At 68.7% G+C, this 19,542-nt stretch carries 22 protein-coding genes; 12 read left to right on the top strand and 10 right to left on the bottom strand.

Features of this window, described 5'->3' with window-relative positions; genetic code table 11:
* Positions 1–214 precede the first annotated feature (214 nt).
* From guaA to T8T98_RS13845, 4 genes are all read left to right on the top strand, one after another.
* Positions 215–1,789: a glutamine-hydrolyzing GMP synthase gene (guaA, locus tag T8T98_RS13860; protein WP_251104742.1), complete on the top strand. Its 1,575-nt coding sequence runs from the start codon at positions 215–217 to the stop codon at positions 1,787–1,789.
* A 141-nt stretch (positions 1,790–1,930) separates the two neighbouring features.
* Positions 1,931–2,473: an NADPH-dependent FMN reductase gene (locus T8T98_RS13855; protein WP_160734181.1), complete on the top strand. Its 543-nt coding sequence runs from the start codon at positions 1,931–1,933 to the stop codon at positions 2,471–2,473.
* Entirely contained in the window at positions 2,470–3,297 is an 828-nt protein-coding gene (locus T8T98_RS13850) for an arylamine N-acetyltransferase family protein (RefSeq protein WP_251104743.1), read from the top strand. Before T8T98_RS13855 ends, T8T98_RS13850 begins: the two co-directional genes overlap by 4 nt.
* A gap of 113 nt (positions 3,298–3,410) precedes the next feature.
* A complete protein-coding gene (locus tag T8T98_RS13845) occupies positions 3,411–4,385 on the top strand; it encodes an NAD(P)H-dependent flavin oxidoreductase (RefSeq protein WP_251104744.1) in 975 nt (324 codons plus the stop codon).
* A 36-nt stretch (positions 4,386–4,421) separates the two neighbouring features.
* Here T8T98_RS13845 and T8T98_RS13840 read toward each other — a convergent pair whose 3' ends face one another.
* The 6 genes from T8T98_RS13840 to T8T98_RS13815 form a co-directional block, all read right to left on the bottom strand.
* Positions 4,422–4,970 carry a DUF924 family protein gene (locus tag T8T98_RS13840; RefSeq protein ID WP_251104745.1) on the bottom strand — a complete coding sequence of 183 codons (549 nt, stop codon included), beginning with the start codon at positions 4,968–4,970 and terminating at the stop codon, positions 4,422–4,424.
* A gap of 7 nt (positions 4,971–4,977) precedes the next feature.
* Positions 4,978–5,331 carry a hypothetical protein gene (locus T8T98_RS13835; protein ID WP_251104746.1) on the bottom strand — a complete coding sequence of 118 codons (354 nt, stop codon included), beginning with the start codon at positions 5,329–5,331 and terminating at the stop codon, positions 4,978–4,980.
* Positions 5,332–5,382: 51 nt separating this feature from the next.
* Positions 5,383–5,757, bottom strand: a complete 375-nt coding sequence (locus tag T8T98_RS13830) for a hypothetical protein (RefSeq protein WP_251104747.1) — start codon at positions 5,755–5,757, stop codon at positions 5,383–5,385.
* Between the two features lie 14 nt (positions 5,758–5,771).
* Entirely contained in the window at positions 5,772–6,185 is a 414-nt protein-coding gene (locus T8T98_RS13825; protein ID WP_251104748.1) for a hypothetical protein, read from the bottom strand.
* Positions 6,186–6,242: 57 nt separating this feature from the next.
* Complete coding sequence (gene tldD, locus T8T98_RS13820) at positions 6,243–7,673, bottom strand: metalloprotease TldD (protein WP_251104749.1); 1,431 nt, start codon at positions 7,671–7,673, stop codon at positions 6,243–6,245.
* A gap of 80 nt (positions 7,674–7,753) precedes the next feature.
* Positions 7,754–8,014 carry a zinc-finger domain-containing protein gene (locus T8T98_RS13815; RefSeq protein WP_160734173.1) on the bottom strand — a complete coding sequence of 87 codons (261 nt, stop codon included), beginning with the start codon at positions 8,012–8,014 and terminating at the stop codon, positions 7,754–7,756.
* Between the two features lie 78 nt (positions 8,015–8,092).
* On the opposite strand from T8T98_RS13815, the gene T8T98_RS13810 reads away from it, so the two are divergent.
* On the top strand, positions 8,093–9,070 hold the full coding sequence (locus T8T98_RS13810) for an ABC transporter ATP-binding protein (protein ID WP_251104750.1): 978 nt from the start codon (positions 8,093–8,095) through the stop codon (positions 9,068–9,070).
* Between the two features lie 37 nt (positions 9,071–9,107).
* Here the strand turns inward: T8T98_RS13810 and T8T98_RS13805 are convergent, their stop codons facing one another.
* Positions 9,108–9,308 (bottom strand): hypothetical protein, encoded by a 201-nt coding sequence (locus tag T8T98_RS13805; RefSeq protein WP_160734171.1) that lies wholly within the window; start codon positions 9,306–9,308, stop codon positions 9,108–9,110.
* 111 nt (positions 9,309–9,419) lie between these two features.
* On the opposite strand from T8T98_RS13805, the gene nadB reads away from it, so the two are divergent.
* The 3 genes from nadB (at position 9,420) to T8T98_RS13790 (ending at position 14,615) form a co-directional block, all read left to right on the top strand.
* The gene (gene nadB / locus T8T98_RS13800) at positions 9,420–11,000 is read left to right on the top strand and encodes an L-aspartate oxidase (protein ID WP_251104751.1); all 1,581 of its coding nucleotides are present in this window, start codon (positions 9,420–9,422) and stop codon (positions 10,998–11,000) included.
* A 105-nt stretch (positions 11,001–11,105) separates the two neighbouring features.
* A complete protein-coding gene (locus T8T98_RS13795) occupies positions 11,106–12,011 on the top strand; it encodes an alpha/beta fold hydrolase (protein WP_251104752.1) in 906 nt (301 codons plus the stop codon).
* Between the two features lie 648 nt (positions 12,012–12,659).
* Entirely contained in the window at positions 12,660–14,615 is a 1,956-nt protein-coding gene (locus T8T98_RS13790) for a ribonucleoside-diphosphate reductase subunit alpha (RefSeq protein ID WP_407675123.1), read from the top strand.
* A gap of 123 nt (positions 14,616–14,738) precedes the next feature.
* On the opposite strand, the gene T8T98_RS13785 is transcribed toward T8T98_RS13790, so the two are convergent.
* Together T8T98_RS13785 and T8T98_RS13780 are read right to left on the bottom strand one after the other, a co-directional pair.
* The gene (locus T8T98_RS13785) at positions 14,739–14,996 is read right to left on the bottom strand and encodes a DUF2171 domain-containing protein (protein WP_160734168.1); all 258 of its coding nucleotides are present in this window, start codon (positions 14,994–14,996) and stop codon (positions 14,739–14,741) included.
* Positions 14,997–15,107: 111 nt separating this feature from the next.
* Positions 15,108–15,377 (bottom strand): hypothetical protein, encoded by a 270-nt coding sequence (locus T8T98_RS13780; RefSeq protein ID WP_251104754.1) that lies wholly within the window; start codon positions 15,375–15,377, stop codon positions 15,108–15,110.
* A gap of 165 nt (positions 15,378–15,542) precedes the next feature.
* Here T8T98_RS13780 and T8T98_RS13775 point away from each other — a divergent pair, with 165 nt between their 5' ends.
* From T8T98_RS13775 to T8T98_RS13765, 3 genes are read left to right on the top strand one after another with little or no spacing between them, the layout of a single operon-like run.
* A complete protein-coding gene (locus tag T8T98_RS13775; RefSeq protein ID WP_160734166.1) occupies positions 15,543–16,610 on the top strand; it encodes a ribonucleotide-diphosphate reductase subunit beta in 1,068 nt (355 codons plus the stop codon).
* 46 nt (positions 16,611–16,656) lie between these two features.
* Positions 16,657–17,286, top strand: a complete 630-nt coding sequence (locus tag T8T98_RS13770) for a hypothetical protein (protein ID WP_251104755.1) — start codon at positions 16,657–16,659, stop codon at positions 17,284–17,286.
* 51 nt (positions 17,287–17,337) lie between these two features.
* Complete coding sequence (locus tag T8T98_RS13765) at positions 17,338–17,664, top strand: excalibur calcium-binding domain-containing protein (protein ID WP_251104756.1); 327 nt, start codon at positions 17,338–17,340, stop codon at positions 17,662–17,664.
* A 4-nt stretch (positions 17,665–17,668) separates the two neighbouring features.
* On the opposite strand, the gene T8T98_RS13760 is transcribed toward T8T98_RS13765, so the two are convergent.
* On the bottom strand, positions 17,669–18,328 hold the full coding sequence (locus T8T98_RS13760; protein WP_251104757.1) for a thermonuclease family protein: 660 nt from the start codon (positions 18,326–18,328) through the stop codon (positions 17,669–17,671).
* Positions 18,329–18,419: 91 nt separating this feature from the next.
* On the opposite strand from T8T98_RS13760, the gene T8T98_RS13755 reads away from it, so the two are divergent.
* The gene (locus T8T98_RS13755) at positions 18,420–19,541 is read left to right on the top strand and encodes an 8-amino-7-oxononanoate synthase (protein WP_251104758.1); all 1,122 of its coding nucleotides are present in this window, start codon (positions 18,420–18,422) and stop codon (positions 19,539–19,541) included.
* Position 19,542: the final 1 nt, after the last annotated feature.

Genomic DNA, 19,542 nt, shown 5'->3' with positions numbered 1-19,542 from the left:
GTCGCTCTCAAACATCCGTTTGTTGTTCTCGCCGGCGATTGTGCGTCGCACCATTACCCTTCGCAAGTGCAAAATACGCGATCGAGGGTGAACGCCATGCACGTTTCGCCTTCATCGGCGCACCCGCCCGCGACGCCGCCCCCGCACCGGCCCCCGCCGCCCGGCGCGGCGAATGCTGGACAGGCACCACGCGCTGGCCTTAACGGATCCCCCCATGCAGCCAGAACACCTCCCCGATTCCATCCTGATCGTCGATTTCGGCAGCCAGGTCACCCAGCTCATCGCACGCCGCGTGCGCGAGGCCGGCGTCTATTCCGAGATCGCGCCCTTCACCCAGGCGGAGGAGGCGTTCCATCGCCTGAAGCCCCGGGGGATCATTCTCTCGGGCTCGCCCGCCAGCGTTTGCGACGAGGATAGCCCGCGTGCGCCGCAGGTCCTGTTCGACAGCGGCCTGCCGATCCTGGGCATTTGTTATGGCCAGCAGGTCATGACCCAGCAGCTCGGCGGCGAAGTGCGCCCCGGGCACGAGACCGGCGAAGGGGGCGAGTTCGGCCGCGCCTACCTGACGGTGACCGAACCCTGCGCGCTGTTCGACGGCCTCTGGCAGACCGATGAACGCCACCAGGTCTGGATGAGCCACGGCGACAAGGTCACGCGCTTCGCCCCCGGCTTCCGGATCGTCGCGACCAGCGACGGCGCCCCTTTCGCGGTGATCGCCGACGAGGAACGCAAGTATTACGGCACCCAGTTCCATCCCGAGGTGGTCCACACGCCCGACGGCGGCAGGCTGCTGGCCAATTTCGTGCGCCATGTCTGCGGCTTGGCGGGCGACTGGACGATGGCCGAGTTCCGCAAGACCAAGATCGCGGAAATCCGCGAGCAGGTCGGCGACGGGAAAGTGATCTGCGGCCTTTCCGGCGGGGTCGATTCGGCGGTGGCCGCGGTCCTGATCCACGAGGCGATCGGCGACCAGCTGACGTGCGTCTTCGTCGACCACGGGCTGATGCGGATGAACGAGGCGGAGCAGGTCGTGACCCTGTTCCGCGATCACTACAACATCCCGCTGGTCCACGTCGATGCGGAGGACATGTTCCTGTCCGGCCTCGCCGGCGAAACCGATCCGGAGAAGAAGCGCAAGTTCATCGGCAAGGCCTTCATCGACCTGTTCGAAGCCGAGGCGAAGAAGATCGGCGGTGCCGATTTCCTCGCCCAGGGCACGCTCTACCCCGACGTCATCGAATCGGTGTCCTTCACCGGCGGGCCAAGCGTCACGATCAAGAGCCACCACAATGTCGGCGGCCTGCCCGAGCGGATGAACATGAAGCTGGTCGAGCCCCTGCGCGAACTGTTCAAGGACGAGGTCCGCGTGCTCGGCCGCGAACTCGGCCTGCCCGAGGTCTTCGTCGGCCGTCATCCCTTCCCCGGGCCGGGCCTGGCCATCCGCATTCCGGGCGAAGTGACGAAGGAACGGTGCGACATCCTGCGCAAGGCCGACGCCATCTACCTCGAGGAAATCCGCGCCGCCGGCCTCTACGACGCGATCTGGCAGGCCTTTGCCGTGCTGCTGCCGGTCAAGACCGTGGGCGTGATGGGCGACGGGCGCACCTACGACAGCGTCTGCGGCTTGCGCGCGGTGACCAGCACCGACGGGATGACGGCCGATGTCTATCCGTTCGATGCCAGCTTCCTCACCCGCGTCGCGACCCGCATCGTCAACGAGGTGAAGGGCATCAACCGCGTGGTCTACGATTACACGTCCAAGCCGCCCGGCACGATCGAGTGGGAATAGCGCGGCCGCGCCACGGCCCGCGCTGTTCGGCCGGATCCATCACGGTGGGCGGAATTTGCGATCGAGAAAACGCTTGATCTCAAGTTTGGTTGAAGTTGTATCGACGTGTTCCTCATCGAAGCAATCGAAGGAACGAGGAACATGGCGGATACTTTCCGGATCGGGCTGATCTACGGCAGCACGCGGCGCGGCAGGCTGTGCGACCGGGTCGCGCAATGGGTGGCCGAACGGGTCGCGGCGCATGGCGGAATGGCGATCGAGACGATCGACCCGGCCGCCGGGCACGACGATCGCGAGCTTGCGCGGCGGATCGGCCGGGCCGACGGCTTCATCGTCGTCACCCCCGAATACAACCACAGCTTCCCCGCCCCGCTGAAGGCGCTGATCGACGCGGCCAACGCCGAATGGCATGCCAAGCCGGTGGGCTTCGTCTCCTACGGCGGGATCTCCGGCGGGCTGCGCGCGGTCGAGCACTTGCGCGGCGTCTTTGCCGAGCTGCATGCGGTCGGCCTGCGCGACACGGTCAGCTTCGCCGCGGCGTGGGAACAGTTCGGCGAAAACGCCCGGCTGCACGATCCGGAGCGGTCCGCGCGCGCCATGGCCGCGATGTTGCGCCGGCTCGAATGGTGGACCGGTGCGCTGCGCGACGCGCGCGGTGCCCGCGCCTACGGCGAAGCGGCATGAGCGCGCCGGGCGTGGACCTTGCCGCCTATTGCGCGCGCATCGGCCATTCGGGGCCGCTGCGGCCCGACCTCGCCACCCTGCGCGCGCTGCAGGAACGCCACCCGGCGGCAATCGCGTTCGAGGCGATCGATGTCCTGCTCGGGCGCGGGGTGGACCTTTCGCCCGCGGCGGTCGATGCCAAGCTGATCGGCGCGGGCCGCGGCGGCTACTGCTACGAACACAACAGCCTGTTCAAGCGGGTGCTGGAAGCGATCGGGTTCGAGGTCGAAGGGCTGATCGCGCGGGTGAACTGGCAGGCGGCGCCCGATGCGCCCCTGTCGCCGCCTTCGCACATGGCGCTGCGGGTCACGGTGGGCGGCGTGCGCTACCTGGTGGACGTGGGCTTCGGAAGCTGCGTGCCGACCGCGCCGCTGCGCCTTGCCGCGCGCGAACCGCAGAGCACCGGGCACGAGATCTTCCGCCTGCGCCCGGCGGGCGGCGAGATGCAACTGGAAGCCTCGATCGCCGGGCGGTGGCAACCGGTCTATCGCCTGTTGCCCGGGCCATTGCTCGACGGCGATTACCGCCTGCACAACTGGTACACCTCGACCCACCCGGATTCGCATTTCCGCCACCGCCTGATCGTGACCCGCACCACGCCGGAGGCTCGCTACGTCCTGGCCGATTCGCGGCTGGCCGTTCGCGGTCGCGACGGCACCGTGCAGCAGGAAACGCTCGACGCCGACGCGCTCGAGACGGCGCTGGCCGAACGGTTCGGCCTGCCGGTCGAGGCCGCCTGGCGGCCGGCGATCGAGCGCGCGGCCGGGGCGCCGCCGTCCGGCTGACCTGTCGCCGGGGACGCCTACCCCGCCGCGCCTCCCGCCGCCCCTCCCGCCTTGCCAGCCCGCCCGATTTGCGACAGGTCGGCGCCAGACAGCGCTGCAAAGGGGAGAGACGAATGAAGACCGCGATCACCGAGATGTTCGGTATCGAGCACCCGATCATCCAGGGCGGGATGCACTACGTCGGGCTCGCCGAAATGGCGGCCGCCGTGTCGAACGCCGGCGGGCTGGGGATCATCACCGGGCTGACCCAGAAGACCCCGGCCGACCTCGCCAACGAGATCGCCCGCTGCCGCGACATGACCGACAAGCCTTTCGGCGTGAACCTGACCTTCCTGCCCACGGTCAATGCGCCCGATTACCCCGGCTATGTCCGCGCGATCGTCGAAGGCGGGGTAAAAGTGGTCGAGACCGCGGGCAACAACCCGCAGGCCGTCCTCCCCCAACTGAAGGACGCGGGCATCCGGGTGATCCACAAGTGCACGAGCGTGCGCCACGCGCTGAAGGCGCAGTCGATCGGGTGCGACGCGGTCTCGGTCGACGGGTTCGAATGCGGCGGACACCCGGGGGAGGACGACGTGCCGAACTTCATCCTCCTCCCCCGCGCGGCCGACGAGCTGGAGATTCCCTTCGTTTCCAGCGGCGGCATGGCCGACGGGCGCAGCCTCGTCGCCAGCCTGGCATTCGGCGCCGCGGGCATGAACATGGGCACCCGCTTCATCGCCACGCAGGAGGCCCCGGTTCACGACAACGTCAAGCAGGCGATCCTGGCCGCGAGCGAGCTCGACACCCGGCTGGTCATGCGCCCGCTGCGCAATACCGAGCGGGTCCTGACCAACGACGCGGTCGAGCGCCTGCTGGAGAAGGAACGGGCGCTGGGCGCGGACCTGAAGTTCGAGGACATCATCGAGGAAGTGGCCGGCGTCTATCCGTCGATCATGCGCGAAGGGGAAATGGACCGCGGGGCGTGGAGCTGCGGAATGGTCGCCGGGCTCGTCTACGACATCCCGACCTGCGGCGAACTGATCGATCGCATTATGCAGCAGGCGAGCGACATCATCGACCGTATGGACGGATTGCGCCGGGCGTGATGCCGGGGCGGCCTGCCGGCTACCAGGCGTAACCGGCTACCAGGCGTAACCGGAGGCCACGGCGCGCCGCTCCGCCGCGCTCGATCGGCGGCCCAGCACGGCATTGCGGTGCGGGAAGCGGCCGAAGCGGGCGATCATGCGATAATGGCTGCGCGCGAAGCCGCGCTGCCCGCTCGACCGGGCGAAATAGGCCAGCGAGGCGCGCTGGTCGGCGATGCGCTCGCTATGCATCAGCGGCATGGCCACGAAGGCGCGTTGCCGTTCGGGCAGGGCGCGGTCGGCCCCGCTGGCGATCATGCCCCGGGCGATCCGGCGCGCGAGGCGGTCCGAGGCGAAAGCCCGCGCCTGGCCGCGGAACAGGTTGCGCGGGACCTGGTCGAACAACAGGATCGCCGCCAGCGCGACGCGTGTGTCGCCGAGGAAGTCGCGCGCCGGGCGATGGCGAAGCGCGTGCCATTCGCGCGCGAACCGCTCCTGCAGCAGCGCATCGACCCGCTCGCCGCCGCCGAACCAGTCGCCGGGGCCGAGCCGGTGGAACCAGACATGCAGCAATTCCGCCGCCCAGCGGCGCGGGGCGGCGGTCATGCCGGAATCAGCCTTCGACTTTCTCGTAAGGGACGAAATCGCCCAGGAAGATATTGCCGGTGTAGAAGCCGCCCATCCGGTCGAACGTCGTGATGATGTCCGTCCGGCACAGCTGGCTTCCCGTGCGGCGAATGGCCATGGCATCGCCGTCGTCGAGCGAATCGGCGTCGCGCGGGACGTTGACGTAGAGCGTGCGCCCGCGTTCGATCACGATCGCGGTCCCGTCTATGATCCGCATGCGGGTGCTGGGCCCCATGTGGACGCACGATTGCGGTTCGCCCGCGACGCGCCCTTCGATCATTTCCGCCAGCCGCGCCGCGCCTTCGCCGTCATGATCGTCGGCCACGGCCGGGGCAGCCATGCAGGCCGCCGCGAGGGCCGCTGCGGAAAATGCTATCCTGCCAGCCATGGTTCAGCCCTTCCGGTAAGGGACGAAGGCGACCAGATCGAGCGGCCCCTGCCGGCCCGATACCTTGTCGCTGCTGCACAGGCGCTGGCCGAAGGCGGTGAAATCGAACCGGTCCGCCTCGCGAAGGGCGTCGGGGCTGGTGGTCGTGTTGACCCACAAGGTATCGCCGCTGCGGAAGACCAGCGCGGAGTTCTCGACCACGATCAGCCGGCTGACCGGGCGCAGCATGATGCAATCCTCGGCCGGGCCGGCGACTCGCCCCGCCAGCATCTTCGATAGCTCGCCCTGTGCCTCGGCAGGGGCGCTCTGCGCCGCGAGCGGCATGGCCATCGATGCCAGGGCGGCCCCGGCAGCTGCCGCGAACTTGCCAAACTTCATAATCAGACTCCTTCTCATTCCTCTTCGTTGTCGTCCCCCCCAGCCCTCGCATACGGGACGAATTCGTCGAGAATCACCACCGGGCCCGGCACGCCGCCCAGGCGGTCGCGCAGTTCGACGCGGTCGAGGCGGCAGATCCGGGTGCCATACTGGTGGAACACCGGCAGGTCGCCGCTGGAAAGCATGCGTGCGCCGCCGGGGCGGTTGACCCAGAGCGTGTCGCCGTCGCGGAAGACGATCGCGGTCCGATCGACGATCTGCACCGCGTGGCGCTGGCTTTCATGCAGGCAGCGAACCGGCTCGCCGGCCACGCGCCCTTCGAGGATCTCGGCCAGTTGCCGTTCGCCGCGCGAAGGTTCGTCTGCCAGCGCGGGGGCGCCGAGCGCGCCGGTCGAAGCGGCCAGCGAGATGAAGAGCCTGCGCATCATGGCCGGCCTTCTATCACTTCCTGGGTGAACGCGCGATGAGCGGATGGGGGGCGCCCGTCAGGCCGTGCCGCCGACCGTGAGCCGGTCGACCAGGACGGTGGGTTGGCCGACGCCGGCCGGCACGCCCTGCCCGCTCTTGCCGCACATGCCGACGCCTTCGTCGAGCGCGAGATCGTTGCCGATGCCCGAAACGCGCGTCAGCACGCTCGGCCCGTCGCCGACCAGGGTCGCCCCCTTGATCGGCGCGCCGATGCGCCCGTCCTCGACCAGGTAGGCCTCGGTGCAGGAGAAGACGAACTTGCCCGAGACGATGTCGACCTGCCCGCCGCCGAAGCTGGTCGCGTAGATGCCGCGCTTCATCCGCGCGAGCAATTCGCCCGGATCGTCCTGCCCTGCGCGCATGAAGGTGTTCGTCATGCGCGGCATCGGGGCGTGTTCGAAACTCTCGCGCCGGCCGTTGCCCGTCGGCTCGGCGCCCATCAGGCGGGCGTTGAGGCGATCGTGCATGTATCCTTTCAGGATTCCGTCCTCGATCAGCACGGTCTCGCGCGTGGGGGTGCCCTCGTCGTCGATCGACAGCGACCCGCGGCGGTCGCGGATCGCGCCGTCGTCCACCACGGTCACCCCCGGGGCCGCGACGCGTTCGCCGATGCGCCCGGTGAAGGCGCTGGTCCCCTTGCGGTTGAAATCGCCTTCCAGCCCGTGGCCGACCGCCTCGTGGAGGAGGACCCCGGGCCAGCCGGGGCCCAGCAGCACGGGCATTTCGCCGGCCGGCGCATCGATGCTCTCGAGGTTGACGAGCGCCTGCCGGACCGCCTCGTCCACCGCGCGGTTCCAGCCGGCGGGATCGAACAGGCGATCGTAGAGGTAGCGCCCGCCGAAGCCGAAGCTGCCGCGTTCGCGCCGCCCGTTCGCCTCGGCCACGATCCCGACGTTGAGACGCACCAGCGGGCGAACGTCGGTGGCGACGAAGCCGTCGGGGCGCACGATCTCCACCACGCTCCAGCTCGCCAGCAGGCTCGCGGTGACTTGTGACACGCGCGGGTCGCGCGCGCGGGCGGCGGCGTCGATCTGTTCGAGCAGCGCGACCTTGTCGCCGAAAGGCACGGCGTCGAGCGGGTTGTCGGCGGTGTAGAGATGCCGGTTGCTGCGCCGCGGCGGGGCGGCCGGCGCACGCGCGGCCGGGTCGAGCAACTGCAGTGTCTCGCCGGCGCCCACGATCGCGCCCTCGGCAATCTCGTTGGCATGGGCGAAGCCGGTCGTCTCGCCCGAGACGCCGCGCAGGCCGAAGCCCGAATCGCGCGCGTAGTCGGCGGTCTTCAACCGGCCGTCGTCGAAGGCGAGCGCCTCGCGCGCGGTATATTGCAGGTAGAGCTCGCCGTCGTCGCACCGGTCGAGCAGGCGCGCGGCCAGGCGCGCGGCACCTTCGGGGTCGAGTTTGCCTTCACCGTAGAGGAAGGCGCGCGGATCGGTCGGCTGGGCGGTCATGCCGCGGCATATAGGCATGGCGCGCCGGCAATGTCAGGGGGCGCCGGTCGCGTCAGGGGGCGGGCGGCTCAGCCTGCGCGTCAGCGGTGGCCGGGATCGCTTCCGGCCGAAATGTCTTCCAGCGCGGCCTGGTTGGCACCGTCGGCCGGGCCGCCGCGCAGCACGAAGCGCCGGTCGCAATAACCGCAATCGACGTAGCCGTGTTCGTCGATTTCCAGCCAGACGCGCGGATGGCCCAGCGCGGCGGCGCGATAGCGGTCGCCGGGGCGAATGGCGTCGGCACCGTCGCACTTGACGCGAACGTGGTCGACCAGGGTCGTTTCGGGCGGCGGAATGTCCATGCCGGCCAGATAATGCCATGCGCCCGGCTGCGCAACTGGCCCTTTACGGATCGGCTGCAGGGGGCCAATTGGACCGCCATGACCGATCCCGCCCAGTCCAGCCCGCTGCCCCCGGCCGAAACGCCGCCCGCAATCGCGATCCGCGACCTGACCAAGCGCTATGCCGGCGAGAAGGGCGAACCGGGCAAGCTCGCGCTCGACGGGGTGAGCTTCGACGTGCCGCAAGGCCAGATCTTCGGCCTGCTCGGCCCCAACGGTGCGGGCAAGTCGACGCTGATCAACATTCTCGCGGGGCTGGTCACCAAGACCGCCGGCCGGGCCGAGATCTGGGGGTTCGACATCGACCGCAGCCCCCGCAACGCCAAGCGCATGATCGGGATCGTGCCGCAGGAAATCGTCTTCGACCCGTTCTTCACCCCGTTCGAGGTGCTGGAGAACCAGGGCGGGTTCTACGGCATCGGCAAGACCGACCGGCGCAGCGAGCAGCTGCTTGCCGCGGTCCACCTGGCCGACAAGCGCGATGCCTATGCCCGGACCCTGTCCGGGGGGATGAAGCGGCGCCTGCTGATCGCCAAGGCCATGGTCCATTCGCCGCCGATCCTCGTGCTGGACGAGCCGACCGCCGGCGTGGACGTGGAACTGCGCCGCCAGCTGTGGGACCTCGTGGGCGAACTCAACGCCGAAGGGGTCACCGTCGTGCTCACCACCCATTACCTGGAGGAGGCAGAGCAGCTGTGCGACCGGATCGCGATCATCAACCACGGCAAGCTGATCGCGGACAAGCCGACGCGCGAACTGGTCGGCATGGCGCGCGAGAAGATCGTGCGCGTCACCGTCGATCGCGATCTTGCCGGGCCGCCGATGGAAGAAGGGTTCCTGAAAGCCGAGGCGATCGATCCGCGCACGCTGGAGGTGACTTACGACCGCGACGCGACCAGCGCCGGGCAGGTCCTCGCGCGGGTCCAGGCGCACGGCTACGCGATCGAGGACGTGACCACGCGCGAGGCGGACCTGGAAGACGTGTTCGTTTCGCTGACCAGCGCGCGCGGGCAATAACCGGGGGGCAACACCGCGCGGGCGGCGCCGAAGCGCGCTAGCGGCCGGCCGCGTGGCGGAACCGGCGCGCGGCCTCCAGCGCCTGGTCCTTGGCCGATTCCTCGCAGTCGGCGTCGGCGAGAGTCTCTATCTCCGCCGCGGCGCGGCCCAGAAGGCGCTTGGCAATCGCTTCCTCGTGCTCGGCCTCGTCGCGTTCGCGCCGCAGCCGGTCTTCCTCGTTCTCTTTTCCGTTTGCCATCCCACCAGTTCCCCGCCAGTCGCGGCCGGCCCCGTCCTAGCACATCGCGGCTATCTTGACCATTATATCTCCTCTCTGTTGCCCGCGCCTGCCATGTGCAAGACAGAAGCGATGAACAAATGTGACATCCTCGTGATCGGCTCGGGCGCAGCGGGCCTGACGGCAGCCCTGGCGCTGGCTGAAACGCACCGTGTCACGGTGCTGGCCAAGGGGTCGCTGACCGGCGGCAGCACGGCCTGGGCGCAGGGCGGCATCGCGGCCGTGCTCGACGCCGGCGACACGTTCGAGAACCACGTGCGCGACACGATGATCGCCGGCGCCGGCCTCAACCGCCGCGAGACGGTGGAATTCGTGATCGAGCGCGCGCCGCGTTCGATCGACCGGCTGGTGGAACTGGGCGTGCCGTTCAATACCGAGGGCGCGGACCTGCACCTGACCCGCGAGGGCGGGCATTCGCACCGGCGGATCGTCCACGTCGACGACGCGACCGGCTGGGCGGTGCAGGACGCGCTGCTGAGGGCCGCGCGCGCCCACCCCAACGTGACCCTGCTGCCCGGGCGTGCCTGCATCGACCTGATCACCGGTCGCCATGGCGAGAAGTTCTCCGGCGACGGACGGGTCTGGGGTGCCTATGCGCTCGACGAGGCGAGCGGCCGGGTGGAAGCGCACGTGGCCCGCGCGACCGTGCTCGCCGCTGGCGGGGCGGGGCGCGTCTACCAGTTCTCGACCGCGCCGCGCGGCGCGACGGGCGACGGGATCGCCATGGCCTGGCGCGCCGGGGCGCGGGTTTCGAACATGGAAATGATGCAGTTCCACCCGACCTGCCTCTACAACCTGGAGGTCAAGAACTTCCTCATCACCGAGGCCGTGCGCGGCGAGGGCGGGCACCTGCTGCACCCGGAAACGGGCCATCGCTACATGGCCGATTACGATCCCGAACGGATGGAACTGGCCCCGCGCGATATCGTCGCGCGGGCGAACGACGACCAGATCAAGCGCTATGGCCTCGATTACGTCCACCTCGACATCAGCCACCAGCCGCCCGATTTCGTGCGCCAGCATTTCCCGACGATCCACGAGAAGCTGCAGGGATTGGGGATCGACATGACGCGCGAACCGATCCCGGTCGTGCCGGCGCAGCACTATACCTGCGGCGGCGTCGTGATCGGGCTCGACGCGCGCACCGACCTGCCCGGCCTGTGGGCGGCCGGCGAATGCACCGAAAGCGGGCTGCACGGCGCCAATCGCCTGGCCTCGAACTCGCTGCTCGAATGTTTCGTGTTCGGCGAAGCGGCCGCGCGCGACATCCTGGCCGGGTGGGACGACCTGCCGCCGCCGCCCGCGATCCGCGAGTGGGACGAGAGCCGGGTGACCGATTCGGACGAGGAAGTCGTCATCAAGCAGAACTGGACCGAGATCCGGCGCATGATGTGGAACTACGTCGGGATCGTGCGCACGACCAAGCGGCTGGAACGCGCGCGCAACCGGATCGACCTGCTGGCGCAGGAGATCGAGGACTATTACGGCTCGTTCCGGGTCACGACCGACTTGGTCGAGCTGCGCAACCTGCACCAGTGCGCCGACCTGATCGTGCGCAGCGCGCTGGCGCGGCGCGAGAGCCGCGGCCTGCATTTCACCCTCGATTATCCGGAAACGGACCCGCTCGCCCGCGATACCGTGCTGGTGCCCTGACGCGGCGGCGCGCTTCGCCGGTTGATCCTTCGGCGCGAATGCGCTTCGTTGCAGATCGAAACCGGCAGGCTCCACCCGGGGCCTCGCGCACGAGGGGGGCAGCGCGTGGCGCAGATTACCGCGAACGGCATTGCGATCGAATATGAAGACCACGGCGATCCGGCCGACCCGCCGATCCTGCTGATCATGGGGCTGGGCGCGCAGCTGACGCTCTGGCCGATCGAACTGGTGGAGGCCCTGGCCGGGCGTGGTTTCCGCGTGATCCGCTACGACAACCGCGACATCGGCCTCAGCCACAAGTTCGATGGGGTGAAGGCACCCGGCATCCTGCCGCTGATGCTGCTCGGCCGGATCGGGCTGGCGCCCCGCGTGCCGTATACGCTGAACGACATGGCCGCCGACGCGGTGGGCCTGCTCGACGCGATCGGAATCGAGCGTGCGCACATCGTCGGCGCCAGCATGGGCGGCATGATCGCGCAACATGTCGCCTTCACCTGGCCGGAGCGGGCGATCTCGCTGACGTCGATCATGTCCACCACCGGCAACCGGCGCCTGCCGCCCGCGCGCAAGGAAGCGCTCGACGTGCTGACCAGGCGGCCCGATTCGACCGACGAGGCGGTTCTCGTCGCCCACGGGATGAAGATCGCGCGCACGATCGGCAGCCCGGCCTACCCGGCGGAGGAAGAGCGGCTGCGGGCCAACGTCACCGCCGGTATTCGCCGCAGCTATTACCCCGCCGGCCTCCAGCGGCAGATCGCGGCGATCATTGCCGACGGCGACCGGCGCAAGCGGCTGCGCGGCGTGGAGGCGCCCACGCTGGTCCTGCACGGGGAGGCGGACCCCCTCGTCCCGCTGGCCGGCGGCGAGGATACGGCGGCCGCGATTCGCGGCGCGCGCCTGCGGACTTTCCCGGGCATGGGCCACGATCTCCCGCTCGAACTGGTGGAGCCGATGGCCGAAGAGATCGCGCAGCACGCCCGCGCTGCCGGCAGGACCGGGGGCGAGGCCTGACCGGCCGCGGTCCGGGCGCCGGGGCGATGTCGCCGGCAGGCCCGCGGCGGACAGGAAATTGCGCCGCCCGATTCGATTGATTCAAAGGCCTGGCGACCCCACTTTCCGCACATATATTTTTTCACGGAATCATTTTGGGGGTTGCACTTGGGCAGAGCCAAGGAAAACCCGCGCGTCGCAGTGTGCGGCCCGGGTAAGACACCCGCTAAATGGCTGGCCTGCCGTCATTTCGCCCCTTGCGCGCGGAGTCGCTGTGATTCAGTATCTAGTGGTCAGGTCGGGTCGATGACCCACTAGATCGTGTTTTCGCGCCGTTTTCCTCCCATGGGCTGGCAGGCGGCTTGCGGGGATGCCGACGGGGGCGGGCGACAGGGCCGGACGGGGCAGATCGGGGGGACAGTTTGCCCGTTTTGCCGTGATCGATGCCGTGGCGGGGGCCATCCGCCATGACGAAACAGGATGGAACGACGGGCGCCGCGGCCCCGTTGTTCGCAACGGCGCGAAAGTGGGTGGGCAACGATGGATTTCAGGACCGGAGACGAAGCGGCAATGGGTCTCGACCGGCAGGATGCGGGCGATCTTTCCGAAGCAACGCCGGCCGGCAGCCGGCACGAGGACCAGGCCGGGCATGAGAAGGCAGCAGTGACGATGGAACAGGCAGACAAGGGCAGCGAGCAGCTGGTGGACGCATCCGCCGGCGAGGCAGCGGTCGCCGACAAGGCGAACGCCGCGCTGGCGCAGGCTGTCGCCGCGGCTGCCGAAGCCAATGCGGAAAAGCCCGACAGCAAGAAGATCCTCGACCGGCGGTTCGACATCGTGACCGACGAATCGCGCGATGCGAACCTGACCGAGTTCGGCAAGGAAACGCTGATCGACCGCTACCTGCTGCCGGGCGAGAAGTTCCAGGATCTCTTCGCCCGCGTCGCCGATGCCTACGCCGACGATCAGGACCATGCCCAGCGCCTGTACGACTATATTTCGAAGCTGTGGTTCATGCCCGCAACGCCGGTTCTGTCAAACGGCGGCACCAACCGCGGCCTGCCGATCTCCTGCTACCTCAACAGCGTGGAGGACAGCCTGGAGGGGATCGTCGGCACCTGGAACGAGAACGTCTGGCTTGCCAGCCGGGGCGGCGGCATCGGCACGTACTGGGGCCAGGTGCGCGGCATCGGCGAACCGGTCGGCCTCAACGGCAAGACCAGCGGCATCATCCCCTTCGTGCGGGTCATGGACAGCCTGACGCTCGCGATTTCGCAGGGTTCGCTGCGGCGCGGATCGGCCGCCTGCTACATCGACATCTCGCACCCGGAAATCGAGGAGTTCCTCGAAATCCGCAAGCCGTCGGGCGATTTCAACCGCAAGGCGCTGAACCTGCACCACGGCGTGCTGCTGTCGGATGCCTTCATGGAGGCAGTGCGCGAAGGGGCCGAGTTCGATCTCGTCTCCCCGCGCGACGGGAGCGTGCGCAAGACCGTCGATGCGCGCAGCCTGTTCCAGAAGCTGGTCGAAACGCGGCTGGCGACGGGCGAGCCCTATATCGTCTTCTCCGACACGGTGAACCGCATGATGCCCAAGCATCACCGCGACCTGGGGCTGAAGGTTTCGACCTCCAACCTCTGTTCGGAAATCACCCTGCCCACCGGGCGCGACCACCTGGGCGAAGATCGCACCGCGGTCTGCTGCCTCTCCTCGCTCAACCTCGAGAAGTGGGAGGAGTGGGAAGGCGACAAGCAGTTCATCGAGGACGTGATGCGTTTCCTCGACAACGTGCTGCAGGACTATATCGATCGCGCGCCGCCCGAAATGGCGCGGGCGAAATACTCGGCCATGCGCGAACGCAGCGTCGGGATGGGCGTGATGGGCTTCCACTCCTTCCTGCAGAGCAAGAACATCGGCTTCGAAAGCCCGATGGCCAAGGTGTGGAACCTCAAGATGTTCAAGCACATCAATGCCAAGGCGAACGAGGCATCGATGATGCTGGCCAAGGAACGTGGCCCGTGCCCGGATGCGGAGGAAATGGGCGCGATGGAGCGGTTCAGCTGCAAGATGGCGATTGCGCCCACGGCCTCGATCAGCATCATCTGCGGCGGCACCAGCGCCTGCATCGAACCGATCCCGGCCAATATCTACACGCACAAGACCCTGTCCGGCTCGTTCGTGGTCAAGAACCCCTACCTGGAAAAGCTTCTGCGCGAAAAGTCGAAGGATTCCACCAACGTGTGGAACTCGATCCTCGAACGCGGCGGCTCGGTCCAGCACCTCGATTTCCTGACCCCGGAAGAGAAGGCGACCTTCAAGACCAGCTTCGAGATCGACCAGCGCTGGCTGCTCGAATTCGCGGCGGACCGCACGCCCTATATCGACCAGGCGCAGTCGCTGAACCTGTTCATCCCGGCCGACGTCGACAAGTGGGACCTGATGATGCTCCACTTCCAGGCGTGGGAGAAGGGGATCAAGTCGCTCTATTACCTCCGCTCGAAATCGGTCCAGCGCGCCGGGTTCGCCGGCGGCGTGGAAGCGGACAACACGACCGACGCCGCGAAGTACGAGCTGAGCGCCGGCGGCGAGCAGACCGACTACGAGGAATGCCTCGCCTGCCAATAGCAGGGCGCGCGGTAGGAACCGCAGCACGCCCCGCATGGAAAAACCCCGGCCGCGCCGTGATGGCGGGCCGGGGCCTCGCTGTCCGCTGTCGTCGGGGAAACGCAGCGGTTGAGCGTAAGCGGGTCAGATCGCCTGAGGGGTGCCTGCCTGGGTCGCATTGGTCCCAAGGCCATCCGGGATCCGTGCGTCTTCCTTCAGGTAGATGCGGTTGTCGTCGATCTTCTCGACTTCGTCGAGCGAGAGGAAGTGATGCATGTCGTCGGCGCTGTCGGAGCGGGTCAGCTTGATCGCGTCGTCCTTGACTTCGTCGACCGTGCCGACGTGCTGGCCCTTGCAGTCGGCCACTTCCATGTGTTCCTTGATGCGCAGCTTCTCGAACATAAAATCAAATCCTTTCAATTGCTTGTCTACCCTACCAACGGGGCGGGGGCGGGGTTCGTTCCGCGTTTCGGCGCACGCCAGCCACGGCTCGCTGGCCGGCGGGCCGATCGGTCAGAGCGGGCGGTCGGCATCGGCCCGCGCGCGCCGCGCGGGATCGGTGGAGGTTTCGCCGACCACGGCATCGCCGGCCTGGCGCTCGCCGATCGCCCCGGTGTTGAGATCGTGGACGCCGCCTTCCGGCTCGCGGCCTTCGCCGGCGCCTTCGTTCTTCGTGCCTTCGCGGGTTTCGCCCTCGCGCGGGCCGGTGCGTTCGATGCCGCCCGGTTCGTGGCCCGGCTTCAGCGTGACGTTGCGGCTGTCGTTCGGTTCGTATTCGCCCATGGGGATTCTCCTTTCCCCCGATCAACCGGGCAGGGCGGGCCAACGTTCCGGGCGGTCGCCGCAAGGAGGGCCCGGCTTATCCCCGCCGAATCGCTATCGCTTGCCTTCGAAAGCGGCACGTGATTGCCTATAAGAGTCGCCAAGCGCCAAACCGGAGACCACAAGATGTCGTTGCTCGAAGCCCGCAAGACCTACAAGCCGTTCGAATACCCGTGGGCCTACGACTTCTGGAAACGCCAGCAGCAGATCCACTGGATGCCCGAGGAAGTGCCGCTGGGCGAGGACTGCCGCGACTGGGCGCAGAAGATCTCGGAGCACGAGCGCAACCTGCTGACGCAGATCTTCCGTTTCTTCACCCAGGCCGATGTCGAGGTGCAGGATTGCTACCACGACAAGTATGGGCGCGTGTTCAAGCCGACCGAGGTCAAGATGATGCTGACCGCCTTCTCCAACATGGAGACGGTGCATATCGCGGCCTATTCGCACCTGCTCGACACGATCGGCATGCCCGAGAGCGAATATTCGGCCTTCCTCGAGTACGAGGAGATGAAGGACAAGCACGATTACCTGCAGATCTTCGGGGTCGATACGGACGAGGACATCGCCCGCACCCTGGCCGCTTTCGGCGGTTTCACCGAGGGGATGCAGCTGTTCGCCAGCTTCGCCATGCTGATGAACTTCCCGCGCTTCAACAAGATGAAGGGCATGGGCCAGATCGTCAGCTGGTCGGTGCGCGACGAGAGCCTTCACTGCGAAGGCATCATCCGCCTGTTCCACGAATTCGTGCGCGAGCGCGACTGCTATACCAAGGCGGTGAAGGAAGACATCATCGACATCTGCCAGAAGTCGGTGCGGCTGGAGGACAACTTCATCGATCTCGCGTTCGAGATGGGCCCCGTCAGCGGCATGACGGCGAAGGAGATCAAGAAGTACATCCGCTATATCGCCGACTGGCGCCTGGGCCAGCTCGGCCTCCAGCCGATCTACATGGTGGAGGACCACCCCCTGCCCTGGCTCGCGCCGCTGCTGAACGGCGTGGAGCATGCCAATTTCTTCGAAACCCGCGCGACCGAGTATTCGAAGGGCGCCACGCGCGGCAACTGGCAGGACGTGTGGTCGAGCTTCGACAAGCGGCAGAAGGCGAAGAAGGGCGAAGAGGCGAACGACCAGGGCGACGAGGGCCCCGGGCTGTTCGGCGAAGACGGCGACAGCGGCACCGTCGCGGCGGAGTAAGGCCGGCTTGCCTGCTCGGGGGCGAAGGCGGATCGCAACGGGCGCCATGCGCGCGTGGCCCCTTGCCGCCCTGCTGGCCTGCGCCAGCCCGGCGCTCGCCTGTTCGGTCGTCCCCGGTTACCGCGTCCCCACAAACCTCGAACTCGTCGCCGATGCCGAGCTGATCGTGCTCGGCCGGGTGGTGGCGGGCGACGAGGCGGCGCAGGAGCATCCCGGGCGCCTGCGCGTCGATCCGATCGAGGCGCTCAAGGGCGCAATGCCCGGCGGACCGATCGCCATCGAAGGCGCGCGGGCGGTCGCGGCCGGGCAAGTGGACCTGTCCAACCCCCACGAACTGGCGGATGCTCACCCGGACAGCTTCACCGGCGCCTGCATCCGCCGGAACTTCGCCCGAGGCACGACCGTGCTGTTCTTCCTCCGCCGCGGACCCGACGGACGCTGGCACCCCGCCGGGGAGCCGTTTTCGCGCTGGGCCGAGGATGTCCCGATCGAAGGTGCGCCCTGGCCGCGGCTGGTGCGATTCTACGCCGAGGTCGCGGCCGCGCCCGTGCACCGCCGCCGGGCCATGCTGGAGGCGGAGCGCGACCGGCTGCTCGCCGGCGCCGATGACCCCGCGAACGCCCTCCTCGCGGCGGAGATCGCGCGCCAGATCGCGCGCTTGCCCGCCCCCGGCTGACCCCGCGCGCCCGTTTACCTGCCGGCAAGCGGCGGCCGATATGCTGCGGCCATGGCACGTTACGGGCACCTTGTCGGCTGGATGCTGGCCGCTGCCGGCCTGGGCGCCATCGCGGCCCTGCAAAGCGATTCGTTCGCCGGGTTCGACCTGCTCGATCGTCCAAAGCGCTACAATTCGGGCACCGGGCCGTGGGCGCTGGCCGATCCTTCGCTGGAGGCGGCAAGAGCAACCGAGAACCAGGCCTATTACCCCAATTGCCGTGCCGCGCGCGCGGCGGGGGCGGCGCCCATCGGCATTGGCGAGCCCGGCTACCGGCCGGCGCTGGATCGCGATGGCGACGGCGTGGCGTGCGAGCCCTATCCCCGCCGCCGGTGGTAATGGCCTAGCACCAGGCGATGCGCGCGCCGCCCCAGCGTTCCGCCAGCCCTTCGGCCACCAGCCTCTCCCCCAGGCTCACGCCGCCACGGCGAACCTCGCGCAGCGTTCGGCCGAAGCGATCGGTGTCGCGGCCGACCCGTTCGAGCGAAAAGGCCCCCTGGTTCAGCAGTGCCGTGAGGCGCCGGGTCGCCCGTTCGCCCAGCTGCGCCTCGCGCCGGCAGCCGGGATTGGCGATTTCGGGCGCGTCGATATCGGCCACGCGGATCTTCGTGCCGCGATACCAGAACGTGTCGCCATCGACGACGCAGGTTTCGCGCACCGGGCCGGAACAGCGCGCGAAGCGGGCCTGCAAGGTGTCTGCCGCGCCGGCCGACGGCGCGGGACCGGGCGACGCACCGCCCAATGCGCCGACGGCCGGCTGGTCCGCCTCCAGCCGGGCCGGGGTATCGGGCCAGCGCTGCCGGATCAGCGTTTCGCGATCGGGCGCGTCGGCGATCTCGACCGGCTCCGGTCCCGAACCGATCGGCGCGCGCGGCGCGTCGCCCCGCCAGAAGAAGACGGCGAGAAAGGTGACCAGGAAGCAAGCCGCCAGGACGCCGGCGAATTTCCACCCCGGCCCGCCGCCCGGGCGGCGATGATCCGAATAACGACGTCGCCCGGCCACGTGCCCCCCATCCCCTGGCTTGCCTGTCCCCGGTGTAAGGCGACCGGGGCCGACTCGGCAAGCGGCGCGATTGCGGCTAAGCGGCGCGGCGATGACGGCACTCGACACCTTGCAGCGCGACCTCGACATGCTCGAACGGAGCGGGCGCCGGCGGGATCTCGTGCCGGTGCAGGGGCGCGATTTCGCGTCCAACGACTACCTCGGCCTCGCCGGCAGCACACGCCTGCGCGAGGCCGTGGCCGAGGCCCTGGCGCGCGGCGTCCCGGTCGGTTCGGGCGGATCGCGGCTTCTGCGCGGCAATGCGCCGGAGCACGAGCGGCTGGAGGACGAAGCCGCGCGATTCTTCGGCAGCGAGGGCGCGGTCTTTCTCGGCTCCGGCTATTGCGCCAATGCCCTGCTCTTCTCCACCCTGCCGCAGCGCGGCGACCTGATCGTTCACGACGAGCTGGTCCATGCCAGCGCGCACGAGGGGATTCGCCTCGCCCGCGCGGACGCGGTGGGTTTCGCGCACAACGACCCCCAGGCCGCGGCCGAGGCGATCGCGCGCTGGCGACAGGCGGGCGGGCGCGGGACCGCGTGGATCGCGGTCGAGAGCCTCTACAGCATGGACGGCGATCGCGCGCCGCTGGCCGACTTCGCCGATCTCGCCGAGCGCACCGGGGCGATGCTGCTGGTGGACGAGGCCCATGCCACCGGCGTTTTCGGCCGCGACGGGCGCGGCCTGGCAGGCGGGCTGGACGGGGCGGAGAACGTGATCACGCTCAAGACCTGCGGCAAGGCCCTGGGCTGCGAGGGCGCGCTGCTCCTCGGCCCCGCACCGATGCGCGAGTTCATCGTCAACCGCGGGCGGCAGTTCATCTTCTCGACCGCGCCTTCGCCACTGATGGCCGCGGCCGTGCGCGAGAGCCTGCGGATCCTGCGCGACGAACCCTGGCGGCGCGAGCGGCTGCATGCCCTGGTCGGACGGGCGCAGGCCGCGCTCGCAGGGCTGGGCCTGGAGACGAGCGATAGCCCGATCCAGCGGGTCGTCCTCGGCGACGACCGGAAGACGATGGCCGCGGCCGCCGCGCTGCAGGATCGCGGCTTCGACGTGCGCGGAATCCGGCCCCCTACCGTCCCTGTCGGGACCGCGCGCCTGCGCATATCCCTGACGCTCAATGTGACCGAAAGCGATGTCGACGCGCTTGTCGGCGCACTGGAGGAGATCCTGTGAA

The sequence above is a fragment of the Pelagerythrobacter marinus genome (assembly GCF_034375205.1).
Taxonomy (GTDB): Bacteria; Pseudomonadota; Alphaproteobacteria; order Sphingomonadales; family Sphingomonadaceae; genus Pelagerythrobacter; species Pelagerythrobacter marinus.
The sequence above is the reverse complement of the archived record's forward strand: the minus strand, read 5'-3'. Positions and strand labels throughout refer to the sequence as shown.

What these genes read in the sequence shown, in the direction of transcription:
- guaA (WP_251104742.1), top strand. Translation starts at nt 215, where the DNA reads ATGCAGCCAGAACACCTCCCCGATTCCATCCTGATCGTCGATTTCGGC.
- T8T98_RS13785 (WP_160734168.1), bottom strand. Translation starts at nt 14,996, where the DNA reads ATGTTCGAGAAGCTGCGCATCAAGGAACACATGGAAGTGGCCGACTGC.
- T8T98_RS13840 (WP_251104745.1), bottom strand. Translation starts at nt 4,970, where the DNA reads ATGACCGCCGCCCCGCGCCGCTGGGCGGCGGAATTGCTGCATGTCTGG.
- tldD (WP_251104749.1), bottom strand. Translation starts at nt 7,673, where the DNA reads ATGACCGCCCAGCCGACCGATCCGCGCGCCTTCCTCTACGGTGAAGGC.
- nadB (WP_251104751.1), top strand. Translation starts at nt 9,420, where the DNA reads ATGAACAAATGTGACATCCTCGTGATCGGCTCGGGCGCAGCGGGCCTG.
- T8T98_RS13765 (WP_251104756.1), top strand. Translation starts at nt 17,338, where the DNA reads ATGGCACGTTACGGGCACCTTGTCGGCTGGATGCTGGCCGCTGCCGGC.
- T8T98_RS13850 (WP_251104743.1), top strand. Translation starts at nt 2,470, where the DNA reads ATGAGCGCGCCGGGCGTGGACCTTGCCGCCTATTGCGCGCGCATCGGC.
- T8T98_RS13805 (WP_160734171.1), bottom strand. Translation starts at nt 9,308, where the DNA reads ATGGCAAACGGAAAAGAGAACGAGGAAGACCGGCTGCGGCGCGAACGC.
- T8T98_RS13845 (WP_251104744.1), top strand. Translation starts at nt 3,411, where the DNA reads ATGAAGACCGCGATCACCGAGATGTTCGGTATCGAGCACCCGATCATC.
- T8T98_RS13835 (WP_251104746.1), bottom strand. Translation starts at nt 5,331, where the DNA reads ATGGCTGCCCCGGCCGTGGCCGACGATCATGACGGCGAAGGCGCGGCG.
- T8T98_RS13830 (WP_251104747.1), bottom strand. Translation starts at nt 5,757, where the DNA reads ATGAAGTTTGGCAAGTTCGCGGCAGCTGCCGGGGCCGCCCTGGCATCG.
- T8T98_RS13815 (WP_160734173.1), bottom strand. Translation starts at nt 8,014, where the DNA reads ATGGACATTCCGCCGCCCGAAACGACCCTGGTCGACCACGTTCGCGTC.
- T8T98_RS13775 (WP_160734166.1), top strand. Translation starts at nt 15,543, where the DNA reads ATGTCGTTGCTCGAAGCCCGCAAGACCTACAAGCCGTTCGAATACCCG.
- T8T98_RS13790 (WP_407675123.1), top strand. Translation starts at nt 12,660, where the DNA reads ATGGAACAGGCAGACAAGGGCAGCGAGCAGCTGGTGGACGCATCCGCC.
- T8T98_RS13770 (WP_251104755.1), top strand. Translation starts at nt 16,657, where the DNA reads ATGCGCGCGTGGCCCCTTGCCGCCCTGCTGGCCTGCGCCAGCCCGGCG.
- T8T98_RS13755 (WP_251104758.1), top strand. Translation starts at nt 18,420, where the DNA reads ATGACGGCACTCGACACCTTGCAGCGCGACCTCGACATGCTCGAACGG.
- T8T98_RS13780 (WP_251104754.1), bottom strand. Translation starts at nt 15,377, where the DNA reads ATGGGCGAATACGAACCGAACGACAGCCGCAACGTCACGCTGAAGCCG.
- T8T98_RS13825 (WP_251104748.1), bottom strand. Translation starts at nt 6,185, where the DNA reads ATGATGCGCAGGCTCTTCATCTCGCTGGCCGCTTCGACCGGCGCGCTC.
- T8T98_RS13810 (WP_251104750.1), top strand. Translation starts at nt 8,093, where the DNA reads ATGACCGATCCCGCCCAGTCCAGCCCGCTGCCCCCGGCCGAAACGCCG.
- T8T98_RS13855 (WP_160734181.1), top strand. Translation starts at nt 1,931, where the DNA reads ATGGCGGATACTTTCCGGATCGGGCTGATCTACGGCAGCACGCGGCGC.